The organism is Thiorhodospira sibirica ATCC 700588 (assembly GCF_000227725.2).
GTDB classification, from domain to species: domain Bacteria; phylum Pseudomonadota; class Gammaproteobacteria; order Ectothiorhodospirales; family Ectothiorhodospiraceae; genus Thiorhodospira; species Thiorhodospira sibirica.
The window spans coordinates 2,113,661-2,139,883 of the sequence record NZ_MU255056.1 but is presented as its reverse complement, the minus strand read 5'-3'; the positions used below and the strand labels follow the sequence as shown (position 1 = coordinate 2,139,883).

General features: G+C 56.9%; 25 protein-coding genes and 1 pseudogene. 3 read left to right on the top strand and 23 right to left on the bottom strand.

Annotated elements, in window-relative coordinates; genetic code table 11:
* Window positions 1-93 precede the first annotated feature (93 nt).
* From THISIDRAFT_RS10025 to THISIDRAFT_RS09990, 8 genes are all read right to left on the bottom strand, one after another.
* Complete coding sequence (locus THISIDRAFT_RS10025) at window positions 94-342, bottom strand: DUF2887 domain-containing protein (protein ID WP_221913996.1); 249 nt, start codon at window positions 340-342, stop codon at window positions 94-96.
* 67 nt (window positions 343-409) lie between these two features.
* On the bottom strand, window positions 410-868 hold the full coding sequence (locus tag THISIDRAFT_RS10020) for a hypothetical protein (protein ID WP_006788262.1): 459 nt from the start codon (window positions 866-868) through the stop codon (window positions 410-412).
* A 7-nt stretch (window positions 869-875) separates the two neighbouring features.
* Complete coding sequence (locus THISIDRAFT_RS10015; protein WP_006788261.1) at window positions 876-2,105, bottom strand: type II secretion system F family protein; 1,230 nt, start codon at window positions 2,103-2,105, stop codon at window positions 876-878.
* An 8-nt stretch (window positions 2,106-2,113) separates the two neighbouring features.
* Window positions 2,114-3,955 carry a GspE/PulE family protein gene (locus THISIDRAFT_RS10010; protein ID WP_006788260.1) on the bottom strand — a complete coding sequence of 614 codons (1,842 nt, stop codon included), beginning with the start codon at window positions 3,953-3,955 and terminating at the stop codon, window positions 2,114-2,116.
* Between the two features lie 7 nt (window positions 3,956-3,962).
* Complete coding sequence (locus THISIDRAFT_RS10005) at window positions 3,963-4,232, bottom strand: hypothetical protein (protein WP_040852922.1); 270 nt, start codon at window positions 4,230-4,232, stop codon at window positions 3,963-3,965.
* Window positions 4,233-4,320: 88 nt separating this feature from the next.
* Window positions 4,321-5,007: a hypothetical protein gene (locus THISIDRAFT_RS10000; RefSeq protein WP_006788258.1), complete on the bottom strand. Its 687-nt coding sequence runs from the start codon at window positions 5,005-5,007 to the stop codon at window positions 4,321-4,323.
* Between the two features lie 397 nt (window positions 5,008-5,404).
* The gene (locus tag THISIDRAFT_RS09995; RefSeq protein ID WP_006788257.1) at window positions 5,405-6,061 is read right to left on the bottom strand and encodes a PilN domain-containing protein; all 657 of its coding nucleotides are present in this window, start codon (window positions 6,059-6,061) and stop codon (window positions 5,405-5,407) included.
* Between the two features lie 6 nt (window positions 6,062-6,067).
* Window positions 6,068-6,994, bottom strand: a complete 927-nt coding sequence (locus tag THISIDRAFT_RS09990; protein ID WP_159098535.1) for a type IV pilus biogenesis protein PilM — start codon at window positions 6,992-6,994, stop codon at window positions 6,068-6,070.
* Between the two features lie 154 nt (window positions 6,995-7,148).
* Here THISIDRAFT_RS09990 and THISIDRAFT_RS09985 point away from each other — a divergent pair, with 154 nt between their 5' ends.
* Entirely contained in the window at window positions 7,149-7,286 is a 138-nt protein-coding gene (locus THISIDRAFT_RS09985) for a hypothetical protein (protein ID WP_159098534.1), read from the top strand.
* A gap of 185 nt (window positions 7,287-7,471) precedes the next feature.
* Complete coding sequence (locus tag THISIDRAFT_RS09980; protein ID WP_006788255.1) at window positions 7,472-8,284, top strand: BRO-N domain-containing protein; 813 nt, start codon at window positions 7,472-7,474, stop codon at window positions 8,282-8,284.
* 382 nt (window positions 8,285-8,666) lie between these two features.
* Here THISIDRAFT_RS09980 and THISIDRAFT_RS09975 read toward each other — a convergent pair whose 3' ends face one another.
* The 14 genes and pseudogenes from THISIDRAFT_RS09975 to THISIDRAFT_RS09910 all read right to left on the bottom strand — a co-directional run bounded on the left by THISIDRAFT_RS09975 (window position 8,667) and on the right by THISIDRAFT_RS09910 (window position 25,394).
* On the bottom strand, window positions 8,667-12,308 hold the full coding sequence (locus tag THISIDRAFT_RS09975) for a pilus assembly protein (RefSeq protein WP_006788254.1): 3,642 nt from the start codon (window positions 12,306-12,308) through the stop codon (window positions 8,667-8,669).
* 51 nt (window positions 12,309-12,359) lie between these two features.
* The gene (locus tag THISIDRAFT_RS09970) at window positions 12,360-12,896 is read right to left on the bottom strand and encodes a pilus assembly PilX family protein (RefSeq protein WP_006788253.1); all 537 of its coding nucleotides are present in this window, start codon (window positions 12,894-12,896) and stop codon (window positions 12,360-12,362) included.
* Window positions 12,897-12,919: 23 nt separating this feature from the next.
* Window positions 12,920-13,969 (bottom strand): PilW family protein, encoded by a 1,050-nt coding sequence (locus THISIDRAFT_RS09965; RefSeq protein WP_139064073.1) that lies wholly within the window; start codon window positions 13,967-13,969, stop codon window positions 12,920-12,922.
* A 59-nt stretch (window positions 13,970-14,028) separates the two neighbouring features.
* A complete protein-coding gene (gene pilV / locus THISIDRAFT_RS09960; protein WP_006788251.1) occupies window positions 14,029-14,538 on the bottom strand; it encodes a type IV pilus modification protein PilV in 510 nt (169 codons plus the stop codon).
* A gap of 29 nt (window positions 14,539-14,567) precedes the next feature.
* A complete protein-coding gene (locus tag THISIDRAFT_RS09955) occupies window positions 14,568-15,071 on the bottom strand; it encodes a GspH/FimT family pseudopilin (RefSeq protein WP_006788250.1) in 504 nt (167 codons plus the stop codon).
* Between the two features lie 211 nt (window positions 15,072-15,282).
* Window positions 15,283-15,750 carry a DUF2721 domain-containing protein gene (locus THISIDRAFT_RS09950; protein ID WP_006788249.1) on the bottom strand — a complete coding sequence of 156 codons (468 nt, stop codon included), beginning with the start codon at window positions 15,748-15,750 and terminating at the stop codon, window positions 15,283-15,285.
* The gene (locus THISIDRAFT_RS09945) at window positions 15,750-16,124 is read right to left on the bottom strand and encodes a CoA-binding protein (RefSeq protein ID WP_006788248.1); all 375 of its coding nucleotides are present in this window, start codon (window positions 16,122-16,124) and stop codon (window positions 15,750-15,752) included. Before THISIDRAFT_RS09945 ends, THISIDRAFT_RS09950 begins: the two co-directional genes overlap by 1 nt.
* A 44-nt stretch (window positions 16,125-16,168) precedes the next feature.
* Window positions 16,169-17,638, bottom strand: a complete 1,470-nt coding sequence (ubiD, locus tag THISIDRAFT_RS09940) for a 4-hydroxy-3-polyprenylbenzoate decarboxylase (protein ID WP_040852925.1) — start codon at window positions 17,636-17,638, stop codon at window positions 16,169-16,171.
* 161 nt (window positions 17,639-17,799) lie between these two features.
* On the bottom strand, window positions 17,800-20,328 hold the full coding sequence (locus tag THISIDRAFT_RS09935) for a diguanylate cyclase (protein WP_006788246.1): 2,529 nt from the start codon (window positions 20,326-20,328) through the stop codon (window positions 17,800-17,802).
* 450 nt (window positions 20,329-20,778) lie between these two features.
* The gene (gene folC, locus THISIDRAFT_RS09930) at window positions 20,779-22,092 is read right to left on the bottom strand and encodes a bifunctional tetrahydrofolate synthase/dihydrofolate synthase (RefSeq protein ID WP_006788245.1); all 1,314 of its coding nucleotides are present in this window, start codon (window positions 22,090-22,092) and stop codon (window positions 20,779-20,781) included.
* A gap of 6 nt (window positions 22,093-22,098) precedes the next feature.
* Window positions 22,099-23,004, bottom strand: coding sequence for an ornithine carbamoyltransferase (gene argF / locus THISIDRAFT_RS09925; RefSeq protein WP_006788244.1), 906 nt, complete (start codon window positions 23,002-23,004; stop codon window positions 22,099-22,101).
* A 406-nt stretch (window positions 23,005-23,410) separates the two neighbouring features.
* A pseudogene (locus THISIDRAFT_RS09920) lies at window positions 23,411-24,361 on the bottom strand (IS5 family transposase).
* A gap of 78 nt (window positions 24,362-24,439) precedes the next feature.
* Window positions 24,440-25,012: a transposase gene (locus tag THISIDRAFT_RS09915; protein WP_246585370.1), complete on the bottom strand. Its 573-nt coding sequence runs from the start codon at window positions 25,010-25,012 to the stop codon at window positions 24,440-24,442.
* A gap of 34 nt (window positions 25,013-25,046) precedes the next feature.
* Entirely contained in the window at window positions 25,047-25,394 is a 348-nt protein-coding gene (locus THISIDRAFT_RS09910; protein ID WP_006788727.1) for a transposase, read from the bottom strand.
* Between THISIDRAFT_RS09910 and THISIDRAFT_RS09905 the strand changes: the two genes are divergently transcribed.
* On the top strand, window positions 25,380-25,724 hold the full coding sequence (locus tag THISIDRAFT_RS09905; protein ID WP_246585316.1) for an RNA-guided endonuclease InsQ/TnpB family protein: 345 nt from the start codon (window positions 25,380-25,382) through the stop codon (window positions 25,722-25,724). The two genes, THISIDRAFT_RS09910 and THISIDRAFT_RS09905, sit on opposite strands and share 15 nt — an antisense overlap.
* A gap of 190 nt (window positions 25,725-25,914) precedes the next feature.
* Here THISIDRAFT_RS09905 and fdxB read toward each other — a convergent pair whose 3' ends face one another.
* Complete coding sequence (gene fdxB / locus THISIDRAFT_RS09900; protein WP_040852631.1) at window positions 25,915-26,208, bottom strand: ferredoxin III, nif-specific; 294 nt, start codon at window positions 26,206-26,208, stop codon at window positions 25,915-25,917.
* Between the last annotated feature and the right edge of the window lie 15 nt (window positions 26,209-26,223).

The window sequence follows — 26,223 nt, the reverse complement described above, 5'->3', positions numbered from 1 at the left end:
GTTTATGCGCATCCGTTCTGTCAGCCCGTTAGTGGGTTAGGGTTGACCCTACTTTTAGGTCATCCCTGACCCTACAGACGGGTCAGGGTGAACCTATAGACGGGCCAGCGTGGCCTTGCAAAAAGGCGCTTCCTGGGACCGCGCAGCACCCGCTGCGCATAAACCCCCGCGAGGCCTGCGGCCTCGGTGCGTAGCTGGTGCTACGCGCTCCCAGGAACTGGTCTGCTTGACCTCGACCGAGGTAAAGCGATACCCCGCCCCTGAATCAGACAGCCCCAGCAGCTGCAAGGCAAAGGCGGGGTTTTGCAGAAACAGCCGATAAAACAGAGAATCCGTGCGCATGGGGGGATTTTATCCCCTGGGGGCGCGTAGCACCAGCTACGCATCGAGGCCGCAGGCCTCGCGGGGGTTAGCAGCCGTCGGTGTAGATGCTGAGGCTGGGTGAGGTGCCGGGACTTTCTGGGGCTTGGTAGTGTAGGCCGCAGGTGGGGCGTTGGTCGAGGTAGGCGTGGATGCCGTAGGGGGTGGTGTCAAATGTCCATTTTTCGGACAGGGGTTCAAAGAGGGCGGCGAGGTTGTGGGGGCTGTTGGTTGCCGGGTAGCCGTAGCGGGTGGTGATGTAGGTGTCTTTATTGACTTGCCAGGTGTAGTGCGGGTTGGCGAGTTGGCCCTGTTTGGCGATCTGTTGGTGGGTGATGAACAGTTGTACCGAGAGGCTGCGTTCCAGGCTGTCGATCAGGAGCAGGCGCACTTCGCGTTCCAGCTGGCGAATGTAGTACAGGCTCAGGCTGATGAGGGTGGCGATGAGCAGGGCGGCGATGCCCCATTCAAACAGGCGCCGGGCGGGGCGTGAGAGAAGTCGTTTCATTCGCAGTTCAACGTGAGGCGAGCTGGGTCATGTCCCACATGGGCAGGAATACGCCCAGGGCGAGGATCAAGACCATGATGCCAACGGCAACGGTGAGGATAGGTTCGATGATGCTGGAGAGGTTATCAATGTCATAGGCGACCTCACGGTCATAAAAGTCGGCCACTTCCATCATCATGTCGTCAAGTTGTCCAGTTTCTTCACCAACGGCGATCATTTGCAAGATGATAGGGGTGAAGGCGCCGGTGGCGGCGGCGGTTCGCAGGACGGATTCGCCCCGTTCAATACCGGTTTGCATGGTGTTGATTTTTTGGGTGATGAAGGTGTTACCGGTGGTCGGGGCAACGCCGGCGAGTGCCTGGGTGATGGGTACGCCGGCTTTGAGGGCGATGCCAAAGGCGCGGGTGAAGCGTGCGAGGGTGGCGCGCAGCAGAATGTTGCCGATGCGGGGGATGCTTAGTATGCTGCGATCCCAGCGCAGGCGGCCGCTGGCGGTGTTGGTCCAGTATTTAAAGGCAAATCCGGCAGCGATGAGGCCGACGAGGATGTGTTGCCACCATTGGACGGCGAAGGCGGAGACACCGAGGATGATGCGAGTCGGGAGGGGCAGTTCCATGTTGGCACTGCTGAAGAGTTGTGCAAAGGCGGGGATGACGACGATGGTGAGAATGGCGATGGCGATGCCGATAGCGACAACCACAAACAGGGGGTAGCGGGTTGCGGTTTTGATTTTGTTGATGGTGTCGCGGTCGCGGCTAAGGTAGTTGTGCATGCTTTCAAAGGATTTTTCAAGCTGGCCGGTCATTTCGCCAACGCGCAGCAGGCTGATGTAGAGGCTGTTGAATACCTTTGGGTGGCGCGCAAAGCTGCTGGTGACATCGCGGCCGCTTTCCAGGTCGCGGCTGATGTCGCGCAAGACGCCAGCAAGGGTTGGGTTGGGGGTCGATTCGGCCAGGCGTTCCAGTCCTTGAATCAGGGGGATGCCGGCTTTGGTGACGCTGTACATCTGGCGACTGAACAGGATCAGGTCATTGAGGGTGACTTTGGGTTTGGGCAGTAGCGCGGCCAGACTGGCATTGCCAGACGGGTGTTGCGCCCGGCTGAGGCGTTCAATCTGTAGCGGGATGAGATTGTTGGCGTCGAGTTGTTCGGCGGCGGCCTCGGCAGAGTCTGCGTTGAGTTCGCCGTTGAGGGTGCGTCCGTCCGAGGTTTTGGCGCGGTAGGAAAAGTGGGCCATGTGGTTTTCTATGTGGTTTTAGGTGAGGCGATGGTGGTGTCCCCAGGGCTGAGACTGGGGGATGCTTGCGGCATGGGTGTTGTGGCGGTGATAGCCGGGCGGGGCAGGTCGAGTTCGGCCTCGCCAGCAATGCGCAGGGCTTCTTCGATGGTGGTAGTGCCGTTGGCGACGAGTTCCAGGGCGCTTTGTGCCAGGGTTTTGAAGCCGGTTTTTTGCTGGGCGGTGTGATAAAACGCGCTGCTGTCATTGCGGCGCAGGGTTTCGGCGAGGGCTTTGTCGATGTCAAGAAATTCAAAGATGCCGATGCGGCCACGATAGCCGGTGTTATTGCATTGCATGCAGCCTTCTCCTTTTTGCAGCTTGGCCTGTTGCAGATCAAGCTCGGGGAAGCTGTCAAGCCAGATTTGTTCTCGCGTATCGGGTGCGTAGGGTTTGGCACAGTAGGGGCAGACTTTGCGCACCAGACGCTGGGCTAAGACGGCTTCCAGTGAGGTGGCGACAAGGTAGCCAGGAGCTCCCATGTCCATCAGACGGTTGGCGGTGCTGATGGCGTCGTTGGTGTGCAGGGTGGCTAATACCAGATGGCCTGTCATGGCGGCGCGCAGGGCGATTTCTGCGGTGTCCTGGTCGCGGATTTCGCCGACCAGGATGACATCAGGGTCCTGGCGCAGTGCGGTGCGCAGGACACTGGCAAAGGTGAGGTTGATGCGCGGGTTGACCTGGACCTGGTTGATGCGGGAGAGGCGATATTCTACCGGATCTTCGATGGTGATGATTTTGCGCCCTGGTAAATTAAGCTCGCCCAGAGCGCCGTACAGGGTGGTCGTTTTGCCGCTGCCGGTGGGGCCGGTGACGAGCACCATGCCATGAGGTTTGTGGATGGCGCGGCGAAATCGGCTGAGAACCTCGGCGCTCATGCCGACCTGTTCCAGGTCGAGGACGCCGTGTGACTGATCGAGCAGACGCATGACCACGGATTCGCCATACAGCGTGGGCATCGTGGACAGGCGCACGTCAATGGCGCGATTGTGTACGCGGATGTTGAAGCGTCCGTCCTGGGGCAAGCGCCGTTCGGTGATGTTTAAACCGGCCATGAGTTTCAGGCGTGAAACCAGGGAGGCGGCAATGCGCTTTTCTTTCATGACCTGTTCTTGCAGTACGCCATCAATGCGCAGGCGCAGTCGCAGGACATTTTCGTCGGGTTCGATGTGAATGTCGGAGGCTTTGATCTGTACGGCATCTTCCAGTAAGGATTGCAGCAGACGCACCACCGGGGCATCTGCGATATCAACATCAAGGGCGAGCTGGGCCAGGTCAAAATCACTGGCGGCCAGTTCTTCGCCGAGTTCCTCAGCAATGGAGCTAATTTCCTCGGTGCGCCGATAAATGGTGTCAAAGGCCGCGAGCAGGTCGCTTTCGCGCACGATGGCAACGCCAACGGGGGCTTTGAGGATGCGACTGATTTCGTCCTGAGCCGTTAAATCGGTGGGGTCTGCAAAGCCCAGCAGCATCTGCTCGGGCTGTTGTTCAAGCACAATGGCCCGAAAGCGCCGGGCCAGGGTTTCAGGCAGACGCTTGACAATCGCGGGGCGCAGCTGAAAGTAACGCAGGTCTACATAGGGAATGCGCAATTGCTGGGAGAGGAAATCCAGCAAGCCTTTTTCATCAATATATCCCAGATCAATCAGGGTGCGACCCAAGCGAGTGCCGCTTTGTTTTTGGGTGGCGAGGGCTTTGTCCAGCTGGCTTTTGCTGATGATGTGATTATCAACGAGCAGATCGCCCAGCCGGATTTTTTGGCGTAGACCTTCGCCCTGGGTGGGCGCGGTGATGTGGGTGTGTGGAGTCATGGCGACATTATGGGCGAGCGATGGGCGGATAGGCCAGTGTGTTGGGCTGTAATGCCAGGGATTCGCCACTGTCTGCCTGCAGGTGTACTTGACCTTCGGCGATGTTGGTGACGGTCAGGTTGCCGATGCGGTCTCCGGTCAGCAGGGTGCGTCCGTTGATGACAGCCAGTGCGCCGCTTTTGCTGGCGATGATGGCTTGCACCTGTAATTGCCCTCGGTTGATGCCCTGGGATGTCCCTTGCCAATCAGCGGGGCGCAGGGGGTCGGTGAAGCTCATGTCCCGGTCAGCGGCGACAGCGTATGGCTGGCCGGTCAAGATGAATCCTAGCAGCCATGCACACATGTGCCATGGCCGTGTATGGGGCTTATACACGCAACCACTCCTGATCAATGCTTAAGGTGTAAAGACGCAGGCGAAAGGTCCCGACGGGGTAGTCATCCCCCGCTACATTCAGCCAGTCCCAGCCTAGGACCCAGGGCAGATCCGCCAGCATGTCCAGATAGGCAATCAGGGCATGATAGCTGCCCTGCAATTCCAGATCGACACCGCGACGGTATACCCGCAGGGCATGTTCGGGGGGGTGTTGTGTCTCTGCGGGATCTGATGGGCCAAGGATGATTTCTGCCGGGGGCAGGCTTTGCAGGGAGATAAGCTGCAAACCTTCGTTGGTGCCGACCAGCGCCCGCAAGACGGTGTTCATCTGTGTGGGTGAGATGAGCTGGGCAACGTGTTTGCTCAGCGCCTCGCGAATACCTGCGATTTCCGGTTCAAGTTGTGCAATGCGCTCACGCAGGCCAGTATTGGGGTCGTAAGCGGCCTCGCGTTCGAGGCTTTCGTAACGGGCCTGAAGGCGAGTACTTTCAATGGTTAAGCGCTGGATAGCCTGTTTTTGTGCGGTGATGGCATTGCGGTTGGGCAACCAGATATAGGTGTCGACGATAAACAGCAAAAGTCCTAAAACCACCGCCAGGATTAACACGCGCTCCCGCAGGCTGCGGGCATTGACCCGCTCAAACCAGGGGTTAAGTTGTGTCTTGAGGGCTTTGATCATCAGTTCCTCTGCGAGAGACCCCGTGCCTATCACAAGACCGGGGAGGGATAGCGGCTACGCGCTCGCAGCCGCCGGAAATAGTTAGGTGCAGGCCTTCCACCTGCCGGGCCGTGAGGCTCTGCCCGTAAGGGCCTGGTGACGGACAACGCCTCGCGGCATCGTCGCTCCCCTCGCCAATGTGTACAACCGGCTCCCGCTTGACAGCGGCGATCAAGACCTTCGACGTTTTACCTTGCGTCAGCATAATCCTGACCTTTCAGAGCGGCAGACTGAGGAAGCATCCGCCGGTGAGTCTTGACGACCTGTTGTACACGTAGCCCCTTTAACAGGGCTTAGGCTGGTCAACCCAGCTTGTTTTCACCTGTCTGCGTCGCGGCAGGCAGGCAAGCTCCGCCCTTTAGGGCGGGGTAGTTGACGGCGCGCTCCCGCAACGGTTGTGTTCACAGCCGGCCATCAGGCGAAATGTGATGCCCGGTGTGGTGTGGGTTGCGCGGGCATGATTTGTCTCACGGGTATTATCGGCGAGTCGGACTTCACGAAAGGCCATGCCGAAAAATACCTGTTCCAGCCCGAGCGCCGTAATGAAGGCGGGCAGTAATTCGGCATCCAGGGTACGCCCCTCAAGGATAACATCCTGCCCGGATTCGCTGATGTAGATCCGGGTCAGCCATAAACCTTCAGGGCGTTGTCTGGCGATGCCGCGTAAAAATTGCGCCAGGGGGATTTGCTCAAAGGGTTCAAAAGCGACATTTTGCAGGGCTTGCAGATGTTGTCGTTCGCTTTGCATGCGATTGACCTCGCGTTGCAGGCGTGGGTCGGGGTCGCGGGAAATCCGTGCCTGCAACGCCTCGATAGCGTTTTGTTGCTGGGCGACCTGGGCGGCGGTTTCGCTGTGTATGCGAGTCAGCTGAGTAAGGCGATAGTGTTGCCAGTATGCCAGCACTGTGGCCAGGGCGAGTGTGATGATGAAGATCACCAGCATCTGTTGCGCGGAAAGCCACAGGGTGCGCTCGTATAATGCCTCTTGGTATAAATTAACGTGCTGTCGCTGCATGAAATTTCACTCCGTGTCCATGAGGCCACCGAGGGCCAGGGGCAGTAGATCACCCCAGTTGACTACGCCGTGAAGATCGTCGCCCAGCTGTTTGAGCCAGGCACAGCGTAAGCCCAGGATTGTGCCAATCTGCTCGGCCAGCCAGTTGGCGGCTTGCGGTGAGGATTCAAACCAGAGCTGGCGAATGGGGGAATGGCCAAAATAGCTGTCGTAATAATCCAGGGTGCGTTGGATTTCAAGGGCCAGTTGTTCGCTTAAGGCTTCGCGTTCGCTGAGGTCATCGGTTGCAAGTTGTACCTGTGAAATATTGAGAACACGGGATAGATAAAAGAGCTCGCCTCGGCAGATATACAAAGCGGCATCGTCAGCGGTGATATGTACAAAGCCAACCGCTTCCTGGGTATTGAGGCTGTATTGTGCAAGATTACGCATGGCCAGCGGCGCAATGCTGATACTGCGCACGCTCATGCCGCTTTCCTCTATCAGGTTGACATACGTTTTCAGGCGGGTTTGCGGGGCGCAGCTGACATAGACACGCGCATTACCGCTTTGTCGCCCGGCAGGCACGGGAAAGGTATCGACAATGGCTTCAGAGACGGGATAATCCACCGAATCTTTGAGTCGCCAGCGGATGGCGGCATTAAGTTCTGTGTCCAGGACATCGGGACGCTCCAGCTGCACCAGATCAAAGGCACGCTGCGGGAGGATTAAATTGACCGGCGCTTTGCGCAGACTGTGGCTGTTGACCCAGTTTTGCAATATGCTTTTTTGCTGCGCGGGTGTTGTGCAGTCACACTGCTCGGCAAAGACTACACCATAGCGTCCGGTCATACGCATACGTTCACGCTGCACCAAGGCGAGCGCACGATCTGAGATCACTAAACCGACATCGCGATCAGACCCCTTTTTCAGCAGTGCATGAAGTTTTTTCAACACAGTCCGTTCCTTAATCCCGGTTACCTGAAGATCAAACATAACGCGAAATTCAGGCGGAAACAACCGGTGTTTTCACGGTTTAGTATAAAAAGCCGGCTGTGTTCACGCAGCAGCATCTTTGCCGCACCCGCACCGTGGCGGCATCATCTTGATGCCGCAAAAAGAAAGCGACACCTGGAAGGTGTCGCCACTGCAAACGCCACAGGGCTTGTTTTATGCCAGCGGCGGGCGTAAAGTTATCCGGCGGCTGTCACACAGCCGCACGGGATTGACCTCCCTAGATCGTTAGCAGATACTGCCGCGTCTGCGGTTTTTTTGTGTCTGTGTCTGTCTTTCTGCGACTCGCTCCATGCGGGCGGCTGTGTGCGGGCGTCTTCGGACGCGCCAGACTAACGACTGGTAGGTCAACCCATACAGTCGCCTGCGCCCTTTTCGGGCCAGGTTCATGCGAACATGTATGGAGTTGATCACACCATGAAATCTTTCGATGTTTCCCTGATTCCCTTCCGTTTTGAGCTTTTTAACGTGCGTGTCGTCATCACGGATGGCGTTGCGTGGTTTGTCGCCAAAGATGTTGCACTGGTGCTTGGATATACCGATACGACACAAGCAATAAGACATCACTGCAAATACGCTAAGTCCTTGAATGATATAGGGGCGTCAAATCAACGCCCCTATACAAATCAAGCACTTAATTTAGACTATCAAACCAAGCTCATCCCCGAATCAGACGTTTACCGCCTGATCCTTCGCTCCAAACTCCCCAGCGCTGAACGCTTTCAGGATTGGGTCACAGAAGAAGTCCTCCCCACCATCCGCCAGACCGGCGCCTATCACAGCCCGACCGCAGACCCCCTCCCCGCCGACCTCCTCCGCGCGTATATCCGCCTCACCGCCGTGAATCTGTACCTCACTCACCTGCCGTTGGATGCTCTCAGCAAACGCCAGTGGATTGAACACACCCTGGCCGAACTCGGAATAACCCCCCAAGACCTGCATCCACCGCCGCCACCGCCCCAAACCCAACCCAGCGGACGGGATCTATTCACCTTAAGCGCCTTACTGTCTTTGCACCAGCAACGCCACAGCGTGCAAGTGGTCAACCGCGCCTTGGTGCGTTTAGGCTGGTTACAAGACATCCGCCGCGAAACCCCACGCGGTTTAAAACGGGTCAAGCAGTTAGTCGGCGAAGGCTTGTGCTATGGCAGAAACCAGTGCAACCAACCGCTGTACTACGCCGTGCAGTTTCCGGAGTTATTGCGAAGGATTAGCGGGTATCTGCGTTAAAAAACCTGGGAGCGCGGAGCACCAGCTCCGCACCGGGGGTGGGAGAGCTCCAGCTCTCCCTTAAATAAAGCTCTCCCTGTTTTTCTAAACGGAGCTGGAGCTCCGTTCCCCCGGTGCGTAGCTGGTGCTACGCGCTCCCAGGGTGCCGCCACATCAAAAACTCCCCTCCTTTTTAAGAAGGGGTGCCCCGTAGGGGCGGGGTGGTTATAAAAGACTTAACACAAGACCCCCTCCCCGCCTGCGGCGGGACTCCCCCTTGGCAGGGGGAGAGTTTTGGCCGCGCCATGGCGCATCATCTTGATGCCGCACAAAGCGACACCTAGAAGGTGTCGCCACCACAAGCGACGGCTGGAAGCCGCCGCCACGTCACGGGGTACCGCTACTAACGCAGTTGCTGCCAGGATTGGCGGCCGGGGTTGCGATCATCGCCGGGGCGGCCAATTTCGCAATTTCCCTGACCATCGCAGATCAGTTGGGTGTCTTCTGTGGTTTCATCGCGCACGTCAATGACCAGCGGCGCTCCACCGCCGCTACCCAGTTCCAGACCGCTGGGTGGTACGGTGATGGTTTCGCCGTCATCGGTAGTAAACGTTCGCATATCGTCCTCATCAAAGTCGCCATCTCTATCCAGATCAAAGACCGGCGTTTCGGTGCGTCCGCCAGTTAACAGGCCGATGTCCATTAAAAAGCCTCTTAAGCCAGTACCGCAGGGGTCTTCATCCGGGATGATGGTGCTAAAGCGTACGCGCTGTTCTTTACGTCCCAAGGTTCTTGGCCCAGCGATAACACGCTCGCCCATTTCTTTATTTAAATCAATGAACCAGCCTTTATCATCTTCCCCAATTTCGTAATCAGACACTACGCGTAAGGTTTTACCATCTACTACCCGCTGCGCGATGATTTTCTGCTCCAGCAAGTCAGCACGCGCTACAGACGTGAAATCATTGGGTACGCTGGCGTGATCGACGATGCCGTACAGGCTTTGCACCTGATTATCGTTGGCATCCTGGGTTCTGAAATAACTGCCGGTCCCCAGTACAATCATGGCCTCGGAGTCAGAAGTCCGTGCGCCATAGGGTCTTGAGGTGATGGGCTGTGGATTGCCAGCGGCATCGGTTGCCGTAAATAAAATGCGGCGACGGTTCTGGTTATCCCACTGATTGGCATTACCGGATACGTCAAAAGCCCACAGATTGCCCAGAAGATCGCCGGCATAGATGCGCTGCGCCCGCAGATTGCGCTCGGGCCAATCGGTGACAAAGGGGGTTGCCAAGCCGTTCGCTGTGGCATCGTTGGTGGGGATTTTTTTAATCAGCGCACCGGTTGCCAGATTGATGACAAACAAGAAGGCTTTGCCGCTGTCGCTGTTATAACCATTCCCTGTCACCACGGCCCAGGTGCCATCATTCATACGCACCACTGCCGGGGTGCCGCTGCGGTAGCCTAAATCGGGGTCACGAAACTCCCAAAGCACATTGCTGGCGGAAAAACTTTCGGGTGAGCTGACATCCAGTGCAAACAGACTGCGCCCCCCGGCCCCCATGCTGCTGACCAGGACGGTTTTTGCTGCACCGCTGAGTGTGACCTCGGCAATGGCGGGTGTGCCATCCATAAAGTAGCGATGGGTGTAATCCGGAGACATCAAACGGGTGAGTGGCGCATGATCCCGGCCAGGCTCGGGGAGTAATAACTCGCTGGGGATATAGGCAAATAATTCTTCGCCGCTGGTGGCATCGAAGGCATGCAACATACCATCGTTGGCACCGACATACAGCACGCCATTTTTATATTGCGGATCGGAATGAATAATGTCACCAAGCAGACGTTTATTACCCGTTTCCGTGCGAGAGCGCAGACTGCTGTGTTCCGTACCCCGCGTACCCCGCAGCCAGTTCAACCGCGCTTCCCCCAGGCTATCCGAGGTATTTTCTGGGGTGTGGTTTAATGCAGCCCGTTGATTGGTATGCAGACTGCTCCAGGTCAGACTTACCCCGCCCCCGCTGCCGCTGCTAGATGTGCCGACGGCACGGGTAAAGATGTTGCGTGAGACTGGATTATGCGCAGCCAATTTGACTTCTGCATCCCAACACTCAGCACAGCTGACGTTACTGACACTGCCATCCGCGTTAATGCGCCGGGCGGTGAATGTTCCCGACCAGTCTTCGCTACGAAAACCGGCGGTATAAATCAGGGTATCACTTTGCAGTACCGCAGAACTAGCAGCTGCCGAACTAGAGGAGCTGCTGGCACGCGCAATAATATCGGTTAAAGCTGCCGAGAGTGAAGCGGTTAGCATTTGTGGATTGGATGCACTAAAAAAATCACCGCGACTATTGATTGCGGCATGATACAAATCATCGACCTGTACTGGATTTCTTTGCGTGGTTGGATTTTGCCAAGCGGGGGGATTCTCATGTGCGTCGGCAATACTGTGATGCGTAACGCCGAATATATGCCCCTGTGCACCGAGGGTGATGCCAAACGTCACCATATGCAAATCACGGTTACAGTTTAGATGAGCAGGAGGATTAGCAACATTACAGCCGGTGGGTACTGGTACCTGGCCCTGTGGAAAGGCTGCTGAGCGCAGTGGTTGTTTGTAATAGCGCATAGCAATGTCGGCAATGGTGTTGCTATGTGCATCCTCAAAGGGCACGCCCATCCCACCATCCGCATTGCCAACATTGGAGCCTGTCCAAACATTGGAATAGCCATCGGTAAACAATAATGCGAAATTTTTTTGGCAACGATATTGAATAATCGAAGTATTTGTATCGAACTGCTGTCCTGCATAATGCAGCGCTTCACGATTCGGTGTACCGCCGCTGTTACCACCTAGCCCATAAAGGTAATTAAATAGCGATGCACGATCGGTGGAATTATCATAATTCCACATACCTTGTAGTGAGCGGTTATTGATCGTGAAAGCGCCGACACGTAGACTGCTTAAATCCTCAAATGCAATTCCAATTGCAGCCCGTGTAGCGCTGTGACGCTTGCGATAATAGGTAAACCAGTTGGCAAAGTTTTGCATTTCATCAGCATAGCTTCGCCCGCTCGGAAACGTATTGCCCTCTTTGATTTCATAGCGCTTTAAACAGCCACCATCATAGGCTAGCGCATCCACATCTGAGCTACTCGAAAGATTGCTAGGGTAATTTTTAAAGATCAGATAATGAGCAGGATCAGGGTTGGCACAATCACCGGCGATAGTGCTACTACCATTGCTGACTGAATAGCTTCCTGAAGTTATTTTTTGATAATAGGTCGCCGGATAATACTGGATGCCAATATTTTCTTCCGCAGTCCATGTCATATCATTTGACGCGGTATGCCAGCTGCTGTCTTTATGATATCGTGTTCCCTGTGGAATAATCATGCCATTTTGTGTACGAAATCGCCAGTGGTTTCTTGTATCTGTTTGATCAACGGTTAAGTTGAAGGTTGCTGAACCTTTCGTCGGATCGGAAGGTGCTGCATTCGGCGTTACATTCCCGAAGGTATGGCTCCCTTGCGAGATCCATGGATCATAGGTTATTGAAGGATCGTAATACATGCCGTTGTAATCAGCACTACGAAAATAGGCATGCGGCGCAATCGGTGGAATGGCAAAGTGATCATGGTTGCTATCACTATAAACACGATTGCCCGCTCCTGTTCCATTGGGAAATAAATATGTATATTTCTTCCAGTCAGCAGTAGCATTGCCATCGCGATTAAAATTTAATATGCCAGAAGCGGCGTTATTGTTGCCATCTAAGCCAACAAAACTTTGATGACTGCCCGTGCGCCACCATAAGGCACCATCATTCGTGGGTAATAGCACCTCAGAATCCATACTCCCTGAGTCATCAATAATAAACATGATATTCGGATTCACACTGACGCTGACAGAAAGCGGGGCATGGGCAATATTAACCGATGCTTGTGCTGTTGCATTCCCAATCATTACGGTGAGCAAAAAACTCAGCAGGATGGTTAGTAAACTATAGCGGCGGATCGGGTGCGGATCGGGGGATAACATAACATTCTCCTTCAACGGAGCAGATAAATAATGGCTATACGCGATAAAGCACTAATTAAAGAGATTAGGGCACGTCACTCGCCCAGATAGGCGCGGATCATAAAAGGAACGCAAACTAACCGCTGCGGCAGCTGTACTGCCGACAGAATGGGTTGTCACTGGGTAAATACGTTCACATTCCGGCTGGCTTAAATCCATCGCTTCCCAGGGACGGATAAAAAACGGACGACTGACGTTAAACAGCGGCGCGGCTGCAAGACCGGCCATCGTACCCGGCTGACCGGTAGATGGCTCGGGGCTGGTGTACCAGTTGTTAGCCAGGTCAGCCAAGGCGTTATGTGCCTGCGCCGCCGCACGATTCTGAATCCCTGTATTTCCTGGGGTATCCAGCCAAGCCTCGCCAGCGCGCAAGGCGGCTTCGGCACCTTGAAAGGCGGTGTTGCGGTCTTGCATGTTACCGGCCATGCGTTCCTGCATGGTGGTGCCCTGGATGGCGCTGACGCCGATCATGGTCATCAGCAATAAAAAAATCAGGGCGATCACTAAGGCGATGCCGCGTTGCGGGTGGTGTGGGGGGTGACGGAGCATGGTGGTTCTCCTGTGAGCGGCGCTTAAGGCAGGCGGTTGCGCAGCGCGACGGTGGTGGTAAAGACTTGATAGAAACGTCGGTCGGGTGCGGTGAAGGCGGCGTCGTTATAGGGCAGGGTCATCGGCGCATCCACCAGATTGGCCCGCTCGCTTTGCAGCAAGAGACTGACGCGCACGGCGCTGACATTGCCCCAGTTCGTGACATTATTGGCCGTGACATAGGTGTCACCCTGTAGATAGGTGATTTGCATGTCTCGCACGCCTTCGATGATTTCGTCATTTGGCGGCGTTATCGTGAAGCCCCGGTCGTAACGTACCCGGCGCAAGGCAGGCTGACCATTGACACCATTGCCGATGTAATACAGGTAGCTAGTGAAGGTAAAAATCTGCAGATCACCGGCATAGCTTTTACTGAAATCAAAGTGTCCTGGATTTTTGTTTCCGGGGGATGCACCGCCTGCCCCCGAGCCACGATTCAGGTTTGTAGCATTTTGGTTTGCCGTGTTTTGGAACATATCGCAAGACTGGATATCACCGACCACAACAATGGTTCCCTGGAGAATGCCGCTTGCCGTCGTTAGGTTGATGTTGGCTGCATTGGCGGGAGTATTGCCCGAAGCGACAAGCCCGGTGATATTGGCGGCATGTTTGATGACAATCACGTCCGTTCCAGCATGATAGTCACTGGGGGCATCGCCCTGTTCGTTATTCCAACCCCGTATGGCATTATTTAGATCAAATAGATCAGGATCATAACTGCCGTGAGCTTCGTTCAATAAATTGTTAACAGGAACTTGGCAGCCGCCCCGAAACCCCGCCTGACGCAGGTCATATCGCAGGGTATTGAGCGCAAAGCGGCCATTTTCCTGCACCCGCGAAAGGCTTTCGATGTAGCGATAGGTCTGGCTGCTGCCGGTAAAAATCTGAATCATCCCGGCGGTTAGAATCAGGCCGATGAGCATGGCGATCATTAGCTCGACCAGGGAAAAGCCATGCGGCGCGGGGAGATACGCGACGGCGGGCCGCTTGCCGGGGTATGTTCGGCTTAGACTGAGATGCTGTCGTGGCAACATCAATGGGTAGGTGGTTCTCATCGCTCAACCCTCCAGCGGGCTGTTGATCGCAGTACGTCCTACAAACGGGCGGTGTAGCTAAATCCCATCAGGCCGGCATCAAGACATAAGTCCGGGATACCGTTTGCGCTGTCTTCATCATCATCTTCTGCGGCCTCGGGGACGCGCTCGCGCCAACACAGCGTGATGGTCACTGTGCCGTTGTTGATCGCTGAGATGGCCCCGGCACCTTCTGCTAACTGACAGGCTACTTGATTACGCCATTGTGCAAGATCACGCGCTGCGAGATTACCCGTGGGGGCCAGCGTGGGATTGCAGCTGATCGTCGTATCCAGTGCTGCGCTGGTATAGGCCCCTTGCAGGGCATTTGTGCGATTTGCCCGCATCCGGTCGAGGATGTCATAGGATAGATTCGTAGCCTGTGAGCGCAGATGGGCGTTGTGATTGTGCTGCAGGGAAACCGCTTGCAGACCGGCCAGCCCTAACAGGCCAATGGACAGCACCAGCAGGGCAATCAAGACCTCTATCAGCGTCACACCCTGTTGTGATGATATGCGGTGGGGATTCATCGGGATATTCTCCCATCAAAGAGATTGGGCTAGCAGCTTTGCTTGCCTTGAACGCCAGCCTGACCGGTTAAACCGATACGGATGTTGCGCGCCCGCTGCCCGCTACAGCCTTTGGGTTTGAGTGTCAGGTTAACAGGATCAGCATTAAGCAACTCGCCGCTGCCGCGATAGCGCACATGGCTTGCGCCGCTGAGTGTTTCAATGCCGCGTGGCGCCGACCATACACGCAACACCTCGCCTACGGTGGATGTGGTATCGGTGGTCGCGGTGTCGGTGTATACCATCCAGCCGACCGTCCAGTCACTGCCAGAGCAGGCAGTGCCGTTGCTTGATGGGCAGGCTGACACCCGGGCGCCGCGTTTTACTGCTTCGCTGCGGGCGAGATTGAGGGCCGTTAGGAGATGATTGCTTTGCGTCGCGGCGCGCTGCTCTTGCATCAAGGCATCAAAGCCAGGAATTGCGACGGTCAGTAGAATTGCGGCAACCGCAACGGTCACCATCAGCTCAACCAGCGTAAAGCCATTCGTTTTCATAAAATTGCGCAAAAAATTATGCGCCTCGTCAGGAAGTGCTGTAACGAGTATAGACCAAAAAAACCCGCTTAAAATACCTTTTCCATGTATTTTTTTATGTTTTCTGACAGCAATTCCAAATTTTTAAAGCCAGGGCGCCATGCGCGCCAAGTGACGGTAGCGAACACATCTTGCGTTTGCCGAGGTGTGCCGTGCGCTCCGCTGTGCGGAGCTATGGCCCGGTGCGTTCATTGGGAGTGTCGCGTTGCAGGCGGAAACTTTTGACGGCCCAGAAAACCTCGCGCAGGAAGCTGCCTAAGGCGACGATCAAGGCGAGCATGGCGGTGATGAATAAAGCGCCAATGACTTCGGGAAAATCCAGACTGAAAAAGTGATCGGCAAAGGCAAAGACGATCAGAAAGCACACCAGCAGGGCGGAGATGGTGGCCAGGGCAATGCCCAGATAGGTGAGGCTGACACGCTTGCGCAGCAGGGAGAGTTCATAGAGCAGTTGTGCGCGGGTGCTGTGGGCGGGCGGGTTTTGTAGCAGGGCGTCCACGACGCGGGCGCGGTCCATGATGCGCCCGAGGCGATGGGCAAAGGCATTCACAAAAGACCCAATCCCCAGCAGCAAAAACACCGGCGCAACCACCAGTTGAATGACCTGGGAGATGTCGGTTGTTGCGCTGTCGCCAAGCATCAGAAACGCCCTTCGTCGAGCATGACCAGGGTGCAGTCGTGTAGCCAGGCAATCCCGGCGGCGTTGAGGGCGCCTTCCAGTTCCGGCGATTCGGTGCCGGGGTTGAGAATGACGCGCTTGGGCCCCAGGGCGATGATTTCGGGGATCAATTCGGCGCTGCGCTGTGGTCCGACGTAGACGGTCAGGGTATCTACCGGCTCGACCACGCCATCCAGGGCGCTGATAACCGGGATGCCTTCGATCTCGGGGATCAACGGGTGAATGGGTATCACCTGATGCCCGTGTGTCTTAAGCGACATGATGGCTTTGTAGGAAAAGCGTTCGGCTTTGGGGCTGGCCCCCAGGACCACCACGGTCTGCGGTGTTGTGCTCATGTTCTGTTCTCGCGTGTCGTGCTGCGTTAAGTAGGGGTTCGCGCTCACAGGCCGAGCTGCTCCCAGAGCGCATCCACCCGTTGTTTGACCGCCGCGCTCATAACAATCGGTCGGCCCCATTCGCGCTGGGTTTCGCCCGGCCATTTATGGGTGGCATCAAAGCCCATTTTAGAGCCAAGTCCCGAAACAGGTGAAGCAAAATCCAGATAATCAATGGGGGTGTGTTCCAGGGTGAGGGTATCGCGCGCCGGGTCCATGCGCGTGGTCATGGCCCAGATTACATCCTGCCAGTCGCGCACGTTGATATCATCATCGGTGACAATCACCCATTTGGTATACATGAATTGCCGTAGAAACGACCAGACACCGAGCATCACCCGCTTGGCATGACCGGGGTATTGTTTCTGGATGCTGACCACCGCAAGGCGATACGAACAGCCCTCTGGTGGCAGATAAAAATCGGTGATTTCAGGGAATTGCTTTTGCAGGATCGGCACAAAGACTTCATTCAACGCGACGCCCAGAATCGCCGGTTCATCCGGGGGGCGGCCGGTGTAGGTGCTGTGATAGATCGGCTGAGTGCGGTGGGTGATGCGTTCCACAGTAAATACCGGAAACGCTTCGACCTCGTTGTAATAACCCGTGTGATCGCCAAACGGGCCTTCGGGGGCGAGATCATTGGGATAGATGGCGCCTTCGAGGATAATTTCGGCGCGGGCCGGCACCCATAAATCCACATTCGCGCCAAGGCAACGGGTCAGTTCTGTGCGGGCACCGCGTAACAGGCCAGCAAAGGCATGTTCTGAAAGGGTGTCGGGAATCGGGGTAACGGCGGCCAGCATGGTGGCCGGATCGGCACCCAGTGCGACCGCCAGCGGAAAGGGTTGACCGGGATGGGCCTGTGACCAGGCGCGAAAATCCAGCGCCCCGCCGCGATGCGATAACCAGCGCATGATCAGTCGATTGCGACCGATCAGCTGCTGGCGATAAATCCCCATATTCTGGCGCGTCTGCTGCGGGCCTTTGGTGATCACCATGCCCCAGGTGATCAACGGCCCGGCATCCTCCGGCCAGCAGGTTTGCACCGGCAGACGGTATAAATCCACCTCTGCCCCTTCAATCACCCGCTCCTGACAGGGGGCATCCTGAATCTTGCGCGGTGCCATATCCAGCACTTTTTTAAAAATCGGCAAAGACTCCCAGGCGGCTTTGAGTCCCTTGGGGGGATCGGGCTGTTTGAGATAGGCCAGCCATTGACCCACCTCCCGCAGCGCCGCCACAGAGCTTTCCCCCATACCCAGCGCCACCCGTTGTGGCGTACCAAAGAGATTGCTCAAAACCGGGATGTCATGGCCGCTAGGCTGAGTGAACAGCACCGCCGGGCCTTGGGCGCGCAACACGCGGTCACAGATTTCGGTCATCTCCAGTACCGGCGAAACTGGTACAGCAATGCGCTTGAGCTCGCCGCGCGTCTCCAGCAGGGCGATAAAATCCCTTAAATCAGTGTAGTGAATGGTCATATGATTTGGTGAATGCTCCGGGCTTGGTGTTGGGAGCGCCAAGCACCCGCTTGGGCAGTATGACGATCCATCGGGCGAAAGTGGCTCATCGTCGGTACAGGATCATGGCGATGCAGGAATGATCTCATCTCAAGGCCGGTAAGCCCGGCAGCCTGCTAGTTGTGAATTGCGGGCATTATATCCGATCCATTCGCGTTCGCTGCGACAGGCGATGCGATCTCGCTTCGGTTGCGTCCCGTGCGCTTAGCACGATACAGCGCCGCGTCGGCTTGCTCGATCAAGGCGTTGGCGGTTTGGGCATGGTCGGGGAAAGTCGCCAGCCCAATCGACAGCGTTGCCTGGATGCGGACTTCGCCCCATGCCAGTTCGAGGGCGGCGAAATCCTGGCGGATGCGCTCGGCGCGTGCGCATGCGATCTCCGCAGTCATACGCGGCAGCAACAGCAGGAATTCCTCGCCGCCATAACGACAAACGATATCGCCCTCGCGAACACCCAGGCGCAGGCACTCGGCCAGTGTTTTGAGCATCTCATCGCCGGCCGGGTGCCCCCAGGTGTCGTTGATCCGCTTGAAGAAGTCAACATCGACCATGGCGATGGCCAGGCCATAGCCCTCGCGCTCGGCGCGGGCGAATTCGCGTGGCAAGGTCTCGTCGAGATAACGCCGGTTATAAACGCCGGTCAGCGGGTCGCGAATCGCTTGTTCGGCAAGAATCTCCTGCAGGCGACTGATTTTGTCGAGGTTTTGTTGCAGTTCCTGGTTCGCGGCCTGCAGGGCGCGCTCCAGTGCTCGCTGCCCGCTGATGTCGCGCTTGACGGCGACGAAATACTCGATGGCGCCGTGCTCGTTCTTGACGGGCGAGATGGTCATTTCCTCCTCGTAATACTCGCCATTTTTGCGCCGATTGATCAGCTCGCCGCGCCAAATCCGACCGGCCAGCACGGTCTGCCAGAGTTGCGCATAAAACGCCTTGGGGTGTTTGCCGCTGTTAAGCATCCGGGTATGCCGCCCTTTCACTGCAGTCGGATCGTAGCCGGTTTGCTCGGTGAAGGCGGGATTGACGTAGAGCAGGTAACCCTGGGTGTCGGTGATGATGATTGCATCGGCCGCCGCCTCGATAGCGGCCAGGCGGGTACGCAACTCAGACTCCAGCGCCTTGCGTTCGGAGATGTCGCGCGTGATGCCGAGAAGTTTGACCGGCTGACCGGCCGGGTCGAGCAGATAGGTTGTCGCCACTTCCGTCGGCACGATGCGACCGTCGCGATGGGGTTGATCGACCTCGGTGGTGACATAGACCGCCTCGGTATCGCCTGCCAACAGGCGCTCGACGGTCTCGCCAATAAGGGCCGTGACCTTCTGCGCCGATGGCGGCGTGAGGGCATCTTCCATGGGTTGCGCGATCACCTCCTCGGCAGTAAAGCCCCGCAGGCGCTCAACCGAGGGACTGACATAGTCGAACCGCTGACTGGCCAGGTCGAGCATCCAGATGACATCGCCGCTGTTCTCGGTGAGCAGGCGGTGCAATGCCTCGCTCTCGGCAAGTTCTTGATTGAGCCGCTCGCGCTGCGCGATCTCCCCGCGCAGGCGCCGATTCAGGCTCTGCACGCGCCAACTGAGCAGGGCCAATGTCAGCGCCACGGCGACGGCCAGGGCCAACGCGGCGATCAAGCGCGGATCGAGGCGATGGGTGACCGCCTCGTAGAGAAACCCATCCAAGGGGAACTGCTCAGGCAGCATGCCCAGCGCGGCATAGGTATCGGCGATGTGGCGCCAGCGACCGGGGTTAACATGCCCGATTTGCACCAGATCCGGCCGCATCAGGCGCAGACTTTCCTCGGCCTCGAAGCGATAATACTCACGGCTGTAGTCTTGGGTGTTGTACTTCGCCATGATGAGATCGATGCTTTCATCGATGTGCGCCATGGCGTATTGCCAACCTGCCAGGCTGGCGGCGAGAAAAGCGCGGGTTCGCTTGGGGTTGGCTTTCAGCTCAGACGCGCTGGTAAAGAGGATGTCGCCATAGAAATCGATGCCGCCTGCACGCGCCGAGAATTCGTTGTAGGCCAGACCCGCCTGGCGCAGCAAAAAAGGTTCGGTGGTGGAATAGGCCGAGATCGCCGCCACCTCGTTGCGTAGCAGCGCATTGATGCCCTGGCTGTGGGGCAAGATCTTCAATTGATCGAGATCGACGCCTTCCCGCAGGAACAGGGCCAGGATCTCGGCCGAGCCGGCCTCCAGCATGATCGGCTGTCCGACCAGTTCGTGCAGATTGCTCGCACGATCGGCGCGGGCCAGCAGCTCGAACGGCGAGTGCTGATAAATCGGGGCGAGGGCGACAACCGGCTGCGTCTGTCGCGCCAGCAGCAGTTCGCTGCTGGTGATGCCGAACTGCGCCGCCCCGGAGATCACCTCGGCGACGGGATCGGTGTGCGCGTCGGCCTCAAGCAGGCGGACATCCAACCCCGCATCTTGGTAATAGCCCTTTTCCAACGCCATGTAGTAGCCGGCGAACTGAAACTGATGGCGCCATTTCAGTTGCAGGGTCACGCTGTCCAAAGCCAGGGCCGGCAGTGCGGTACACAGGGCGATACACAACAGAACCAGGCGCGCCAGGAAAACACCGCGCATGTTACGCGGCGTGCCATCGGGTTGCTCTCCAGCAGTGCGGACAATCCTGCGCTTCATAAGGCTGCTGCTCCTAAAAACCTAAACAAAGTTGCTTATGCGATTTTTAGGCACTTCGCTCTCCGTTGATAACACCCTTGCGGGCGAGCAACTGGAGTCCTGGTTGAGCAGTCCCAACCGAATGGCCGGTCAACACCGGCAACATGGGCGGTTTCAGCCGTCGAAACCCAGCTTGCGCCATAAAAGTGGCCTCGGCGTTCATCCTGAACAGAGAACAACTTTGCGATTCGACTTCGACCCCGACCAGGGAACGCGAAACCTTCGCGCTTGTAGATAACCTATCTACAATAGAGAATTCTTATAAACAATGAAGAAAAAATCAAGAACTGTTTTTTGCTCCCCTAGCTGGGTTGAAAATCTGATCATAGTGCTATTCAGCATGACCCATTGCACCGGTTATGCGTTCTTCACGCGGCCTATGCTCGACATCCTCATCAATATTGTGTCGTTTCAAGTCTGGATTGGCGTCTGCCGGGCGCCATCAGGCGCAGCAGCAAGAATCTCGGCCACCGTATAAAATGAGCCGGTGACCACAATGCGATCCGCTGGTCGGGCATCGCTTAGGGCCTGCTGATAGGCTTTGAGGAGCGTATTATGACAATAAATATCCGTCACACCGGCCGCGCCCAGATATTGCGCAAATTGCTGCGCGGGTAGCGCCCGTTCAAGGGTTAAATCGCCCAGATACCAGGCATCCATAAACGGATGCAGGGCGTGCAATACCCCGTCGATGTCTTTGTCGGCCATCATCGCCATGACCGCCAGGGTTCGCCCACGACCGGGATATTCACGCAACAGCCCGGCCAGCGCCTCGGCGGCCTGGGGATTATGGGCAACATCAATGATCACCTCAGGATCACCACGCAGCCGCTCAAAGCGCCCAGCCAGTGTCACCTGTGCAAGTCCCTGCGCCAGCGCCGCTGCCCCTACCGGCAAACGTGCCTGTAACAGCTCCACCGCCATCACGCTGGCTGCCGCATTGGCATATTGAAAGGTTCCCCGCAGCGCGGGTCGGGGCAATGGCCCCCGCTCACCCTGCGGACCGTGAAATATCCAGCGCCCATCCGCCAAGGGCTGCGCGTGAAAATCACGCTGCCGCAGATATAGCGGCGCCTTTAATGCATCCGCCCAAGCCAGCACACTGGCGGGCGGGTCAGCTTCTCCACAGACCACTGGGCGCAGCGGGCGAAAAATGCCCGCCTTCTCCCGGCCAATCGCCTCGCGTCCACGCCCGAGAAAATGCTCATGATCCAATGCCACCGTCGTCAATACCGCCACATCGGCATCCAGCAGATTCACCGCATCCAGCCGCCCGCCCAGCCCCACTTCAAGGACGACAACATCCAGCCCCGCCCGCTGAAAAATCCACAAAGCCGCCAAGGTGGCAAACTCAAAATAACTCAGGCTGATCTCCTGACGGGCGGTATTGATCGCGATAAAGGCCTCGCACAGCTGCGCATCACTCACGGGTATCCCGTTCAGGCGCACCCGCTCGTTATAGCGTAGCAAATGCGGCGAGGTATACAGCCCCACCCGCCACCCGGCTGCACGATAAATGGCATCCAGCAAAGCCACCGTAGAGCCTTTGCCGTTGGTACCGGCCACCGTGATAATCGGGTAAGGCGCGCTCAGCAGCGCCATCCGCTCGGCTACACAGCGGATGCGCTCAAGGCTGAGATCAATTTTTTGGGGATGCAGGGCTTCCTGCCACGCCAGCCATTGCGCCAGACTGGCCTGTGTCCCACCCGGAGGCCATGTGTGCATCACGGCTTAGCGCGCCGGATTGAGCAAAAATTCCAGCAAGGCTTTTTGCGCGTGCAGGCGATTCTCCGCCTCTTCCCAGACCACGCTTTGTGGCCCTTCCAGCACCGCGGTGCTGACCTCTTCTTCACGGTGTGCCGGCAGGCAGTGCATAAACAGGGCATCTGCGGCGGCTACCGCCATCAGACGCTGATCGACGATGTAATCTGCAAAGGCCCGGCGACGTATCGCCTGCTCTTCCTCCTGGCCCATGCTGGCCCAGACATCCGTCACGATCAAATCCGCCCCGGTGGCACAGCGCAGCGGATCGCGCTCAATATGTGCGTGGGCACGATACTTATCAAGCAACTCGGCGGCTGGCTCATAGCCCTGCGGGCAGGCAATCTGCAACTCAAAATCCAGCAAGGCCGCTGCCTGAATATAGCTATTGCACATATTATTTCCGTCACCAATCCAGGCCACCCGCCGTCCGCGAATATCCCCGCGCTGTTCAAACCAGGTCTGCATATCCGCCAAAATCTGGCAGGGATGCTCCTGATCGGTCAGACCATTGATCACCGGCACCTGTGAATAGGCCGCAAAACGCTCGACCTTATCATGCTCAAAGGTGCGGATCATCACCCCATCGACCATGCGCGACAGCACTCGGGCGGTATCCTCCACCGGCTCACCGCGTCCTAGTTGCGTATCCCGAGGCGATAAAAACAGGGCATGACCACCCAGCTGCAACATCCCCACCTCAAAAGAAACCCGTGTGCGGGTTGAGGATTTCTCAAAAATCATCCCCAGGGTCTTGCCCTTGAGCGGGTGGTGCAGGCGTCCCTCGCGCTGCCCGTTTTTTAAAAATGTGGCGCGCTCAATCAAGTAACGCAGCTCATCAGAGGAGCAATCCAGCAAAGATAGAAAATGACGCATGAGTTGTGTATGAATATCTAGGTAGCAGGTTAAAGAACGCAAAAAACGCGGCAAAGACGGCCCAACACCGCCCAGCGTAAAGCACCAAAGACCGGCAGATGAACCGAAAAACTGAGCAAATTGCGTGAAACTTACCTTAGAAACCCGCGCATGGCAACGCTTGAATAAACTTGGGAGCGCCGAGCCTCAGCTCGGCAAATAATACTGCCGCGCTGGTGAGCAGCGCTCTATGGTGTGGGCTAAACCTCGACTAAGGAAGGTCTGAATAACGCTGGTTTGAAACCACGCCATTTTCGCAAATGCTTCTCAACATCATTTGACTGCGATTTATGGTCATATTTCGGCCATTGTGCGCGGCTTTCTGGCCCGAAAACCGCCTAATCGACGGATTTCGGGCGTAGTAACCCTATGCGGGTAACAACTTCTGCGCGATCATCAGTTTCGTCAAGCCAGCCAGCCCGTAAAAACGGTTGCGATTCTTCGCTTGGCCTCGGTAGCGAACCTTGGAGTCGCCAAATACGCGCTTGATGTATCGAAACGGATGCTCTACCTTGGCGCGAATCTGAGCCTTGAGCTTTTCAAGCTTTGCGTGAGCGCTGTCTGGGTCAAATTCCTTGCGCTTACCCGCTCGCTCAGCGATATACCAATCCACTGAGCGCTCGCTGTGTTTTGCGCGTTTTTCAATACCGCGCTAGCCTGCCTTACCAAAGACACGACGCTCGTGTCCGTGAAGTAGATTATGGCTGACTTCACGGTCATGCGTATTGGCGGCGGTGGTTTCCAAGCGGTGAATCAGCCCCATTTCATCGTCAACACCGATATGCACCTTCATGCCGAAGTGCCACTGATTGCCCTTCTTGGTCTGATGCATCTCCGGGTCGCGCTTGTTGTCGGTGTTTTTGGTCGAGCTCGGTGCAGCAATCATGCTGGCGTCCACCATACGGCCTTCACGCAGCATCAGATCATGATCGCCAAGGGAGGCGTTGATTTCCTTAAACAACTTCTCACCACGCGGGTCCTCCTCCAGAAAATGGCGAACGTTGAGGATGGGTGTTTCATCGGGGATCCGGTCACCAAGGCGCAGACCTGCAAATCGGCGCAGGCTCTCGATTTCGTAGAGCGCGTCTTCCATCCCCGGATCACTGAGGTTGTAGAACCGCTGCATGCAATGAATCCGGAGCATCATCTCCAAGGGATATGGAGGACGGCCAACGCGCCCCTTGGAGTCATGCGCCTTGAGCTTCTTGACCAGCACAGACCAGGGAATGTGTCTGTCCATTCGCTCAAGGAACAGCTCACGTCGCGTCTTGCGCTTCTTATTCTGGGACTCAATGTCAGCAAAGCTCATCTGATCCATGGGGCAAATCTTACCACCTATCAATTTACTCACGGGCACGAAAAGCCGGCAGCGGCAGGTCGTTTTGCAGACAGCGCATCAAGTAGCGCAAGCCACGTGAGAACCACGAAACCAGGCTGCGGGCGAGCTTGCGAAAGCGCCAGTGGTTCGGATCGTCCTGTGCTTGGGTTTTTTTTCGAGCGGGGTCGGAGGGTGGCACGCCTGATCGCGCCCAATGCGCACACACCCATACATCGCCAAGGCCATGATCAACACCCGGCGTTCCAAACGATCCGCAGGGCGCAGGTGCGAATCCCCCAAGCCAAATCCTCGCCCCTTGAAGTCGGAGAACATCGGCTCGATGCCCCAGCGCGTGGCATAGTCCAGTACGCGCGCACGGGTCGAATCCGCATCCATGGCAATCATCCACGGCTCCGGATGCCCCGGGTCATGCACAATTCCCAGGTGGGTCACCACCCCAGAGGCGAACAGGCGCACACCCGGAAAATACGCTTCTCGCACCCCCTTGGCCAAATCCCCGGTCGTGGTCTCCGCCACGCCGGTGTCCACCCGCAGATTCCCCTTCAAGCGCAACCGGTAGCCCCATTCGTGCGCATGCAACCACGCGAACAACGCCGCCGATGGGTAGAACCGATCCGCCAACTGCAGCACCCGCGCCCCAGACGGCAGCGGCTTTAAACTTCAACTAAGCCGGGATGCGTAATTTTTCTTCCTCCGGATTGAGCGTGGTTTTGGTCCAGAGTCGATCCGCGATGGCACAGGGATCGGCATTGATGGTGTTGACAAAGTGGTTGACCCGTTGAACCCGTTCCTCGGCGGTGGCGTGACAGTGAGGGTAGGTGAGCTCCTCGCGCACCCAGCGCCAGAGCGCTTCGACCGGCATGAAGTCGGGGCTATAGCCGGGCAAGGGCTGGAGGGTGATGGACAGCGCCTGAGCGAGTTCGCGCACGGCCCCGGCACGGTGATAGGAGGCCTCATCCCAGAACAGGATGATCTCGCCGCTGGGAATGTCTCCGGGATGATCAAAAACCATTGTCTTGCCCGCGCCATCTCCGATGCTGGCTTTGGCGAATTGCGACGACACATCGAGTACAAAGCGGTGTGGCGTGGCGTGACTGTGATCTTTGCGAATCGGTTCTATCCGTCTTCAAAGACCTGTCACGCCTGCGGGAAAATCCATGATATGTCACTGGATCAGCGCACAATGGCGTGTGACTGTGGACACGTCATGGATCGTGACCTCAACGCCGCAAAAAATTTAGACCGTTATGGTCTGGATCGTCTGGACGCGCTCAGGCCGGACGTTAAACGCACGCACGAGTCAGGTAAGACGGGTTCGCCCGCACTGGCGTTGACGGCGTGAACAAGCCAAAGATCATCATAGATTTTCGTGATTTTCCTAAGCATTTATGAGCGGTTTTAGGAAAGCACGGCTAAAGCCTTCGGCTTTAGCCGTGGCGGAGGCTCAATGTGCGTACTTCAAGCGAAATCAGGTACGCATGTTATTGCGGTACCTGATTCCTTGCTGTTTTGTAAGCGCTTTAGTGAATGACTTAAGCGGGCAGGGCTTGCGGGCCGTGGCTGTGGCATTTTTTCGGGCAGACCTGGGCGCAGGCGAGGCAGCCGATGCAGTCCATGGCATCGGTCAGACGCATGACCATGGAGGTGTCGTCGGAGAAGCCGTCGTCATTGTCTTCGTCCTCCTCGCGTTCGACCAGATCAAAGACCTTGCGCGAGCAGACTTTGAAGCAGCGGCCACAGCCAATGCAGGTGGCCTCGTTGAGGGCGGTGATGAAGGAGGGCACCCAGGATGTGCCGCCGCGAGTGATGCCGGTAATGTAGTTCATGAAAAGTGACTCTTG

What these genes read in the sequence shown, in the direction of transcription:
- THISIDRAFT_RS10025 (WP_221913996.1), bottom strand. Translation starts at nt 342, where the DNA reads ATGCGCACGGATTCTCTGTTTTATCGGCTGTTTCTGCAAAACCCCGCC.
- THISIDRAFT_RS10020 (WP_006788262.1), bottom strand. Translation starts at nt 868, where the DNA reads ATGAAACGACTTCTCTCACGCCCCGCCCGGCGCCTGTTTGAATGGGGC.
- THISIDRAFT_RS10015 (WP_006788261.1), bottom strand. Translation starts at nt 2,105, where the DNA reads ATGGCCCACTTTTCCTACCGCGCCAAAACCTCGGACGGACGCACCCTC.
- THISIDRAFT_RS10010 (WP_006788260.1), bottom strand. Translation starts at nt 3,955, where the DNA reads ATGACTCCACACACCCACATCACCGCGCCCACCCAGGGCGAAGGTCTA.
- THISIDRAFT_RS10005 (WP_040852922.1), bottom strand. Translation starts at nt 4,232, where the DNA reads ATGAGCTTCACCGACCCCCTGCGCCCCGCTGATTGGCAAGGGACATCC.
- THISIDRAFT_RS10000 (WP_006788258.1), bottom strand. Translation starts at nt 5,007, where the DNA reads ATGATCAAAGCCCTCAAGACACAACTTAACCCCTGGTTTGAGCGGGTC.
- THISIDRAFT_RS09995 (WP_006788257.1), bottom strand. Translation starts at nt 6,061, where the DNA reads ATGCAGCGACAGCACGTTAATTTATACCAAGAGGCATTATACGAGCGC.
- THISIDRAFT_RS09985 (WP_159098534.1), top strand. Translation starts at nt 7,149, where the DNA reads ATGCCGCAAAAAGAAAGCGACACCTGGAAGGTGTCGCCACTGCAAACG.
- THISIDRAFT_RS09980 (WP_006788255.1), top strand. Translation starts at nt 7,472, where the DNA reads ATGAAATCTTTCGATGTTTCCCTGATTCCCTTCCGTTTTGAGCTTTTT.
- THISIDRAFT_RS09975 (WP_006788254.1), bottom strand. Translation starts at nt 12,308, where the DNA reads ATGTTATCCCCCGATCCGCACCCGATCCGCCGCTATAGTTTACTAACC.
- THISIDRAFT_RS09970 (WP_006788253.1), bottom strand. Translation starts at nt 12,896, where the DNA reads ATGCTCCGTCACCCCCCACACCACCCGCAACGCGGCATCGCCTTAGTG.
- THISIDRAFT_RS09965 (WP_139064073.1), bottom strand. Translation starts at nt 13,969, where the DNA reads ATGTTGCCACGACAGCATCTCAGTCTAAGCCGAACATACCCCGGCAAG.
- pilV (WP_006788251.1), bottom strand. Translation starts at nt 14,538, where the DNA reads ATGAATCCCCACCGCATATCATCACAACAGGGTGTGACGCTGATAGAG.
- THISIDRAFT_RS09955 (WP_006788250.1), bottom strand. Translation starts at nt 15,071, where the DNA reads ATGAAAACGAATGGCTTTACGCTGGTTGAGCTGATGGTGACCGTTGCG.
- THISIDRAFT_RS09950 (WP_006788249.1), bottom strand. Translation starts at nt 15,750, where the DNA reads ATGCTTGGCGACAGCGCAACAACCGACATCTCCCAGGTCATTCAACTG.
- THISIDRAFT_RS09945 (WP_006788248.1), bottom strand. Translation starts at nt 16,124, where the DNA reads ATGAGCACAACACCGCAGACCGTGGTGGTCCTGGGGGCCAGCCCCAAA.
- THISIDRAFT_RS09935 (WP_006788246.1), bottom strand. Translation starts at nt 20,328, where the DNA reads ATGAAGCGCAGGATTGTCCGCACTGCTGGAGAGCAACCCGATGGCACG.
- folC (WP_006788245.1), bottom strand. Translation starts at nt 22,092, where the DNA reads ATGCACACATGGCCTCCGGGTGGGACACAGGCCAGTCTGGCGCAATGG.
- argF (WP_006788244.1), bottom strand. Translation starts at nt 23,004, where the DNA reads ATGCGTCATTTTCTATCTTTGCTGGATTGCTCCTCTGATGAGCTGCGT.
- THISIDRAFT_RS09905 (WP_246585316.1), top strand. Translation starts at nt 25,380, where the DNA reads ATGATCAAAAACCATTGTCTTGCCCGCGCCATCTCCGATGCTGGCTTT.
- THISIDRAFT_RS09910 (WP_006788727.1), bottom strand. Translation starts at nt 25,394, where the DNA reads ATGGTTTTTGATCATCCCGGAGACATTCCCAGCGGCGAGATCATCCTG.
- fdxB (WP_040852631.1), bottom strand. Translation starts at nt 26,208, where the DNA reads ATGAACTACATTACCGGCATCACTCGCGGCGGCACATCCTGGGTGCCC.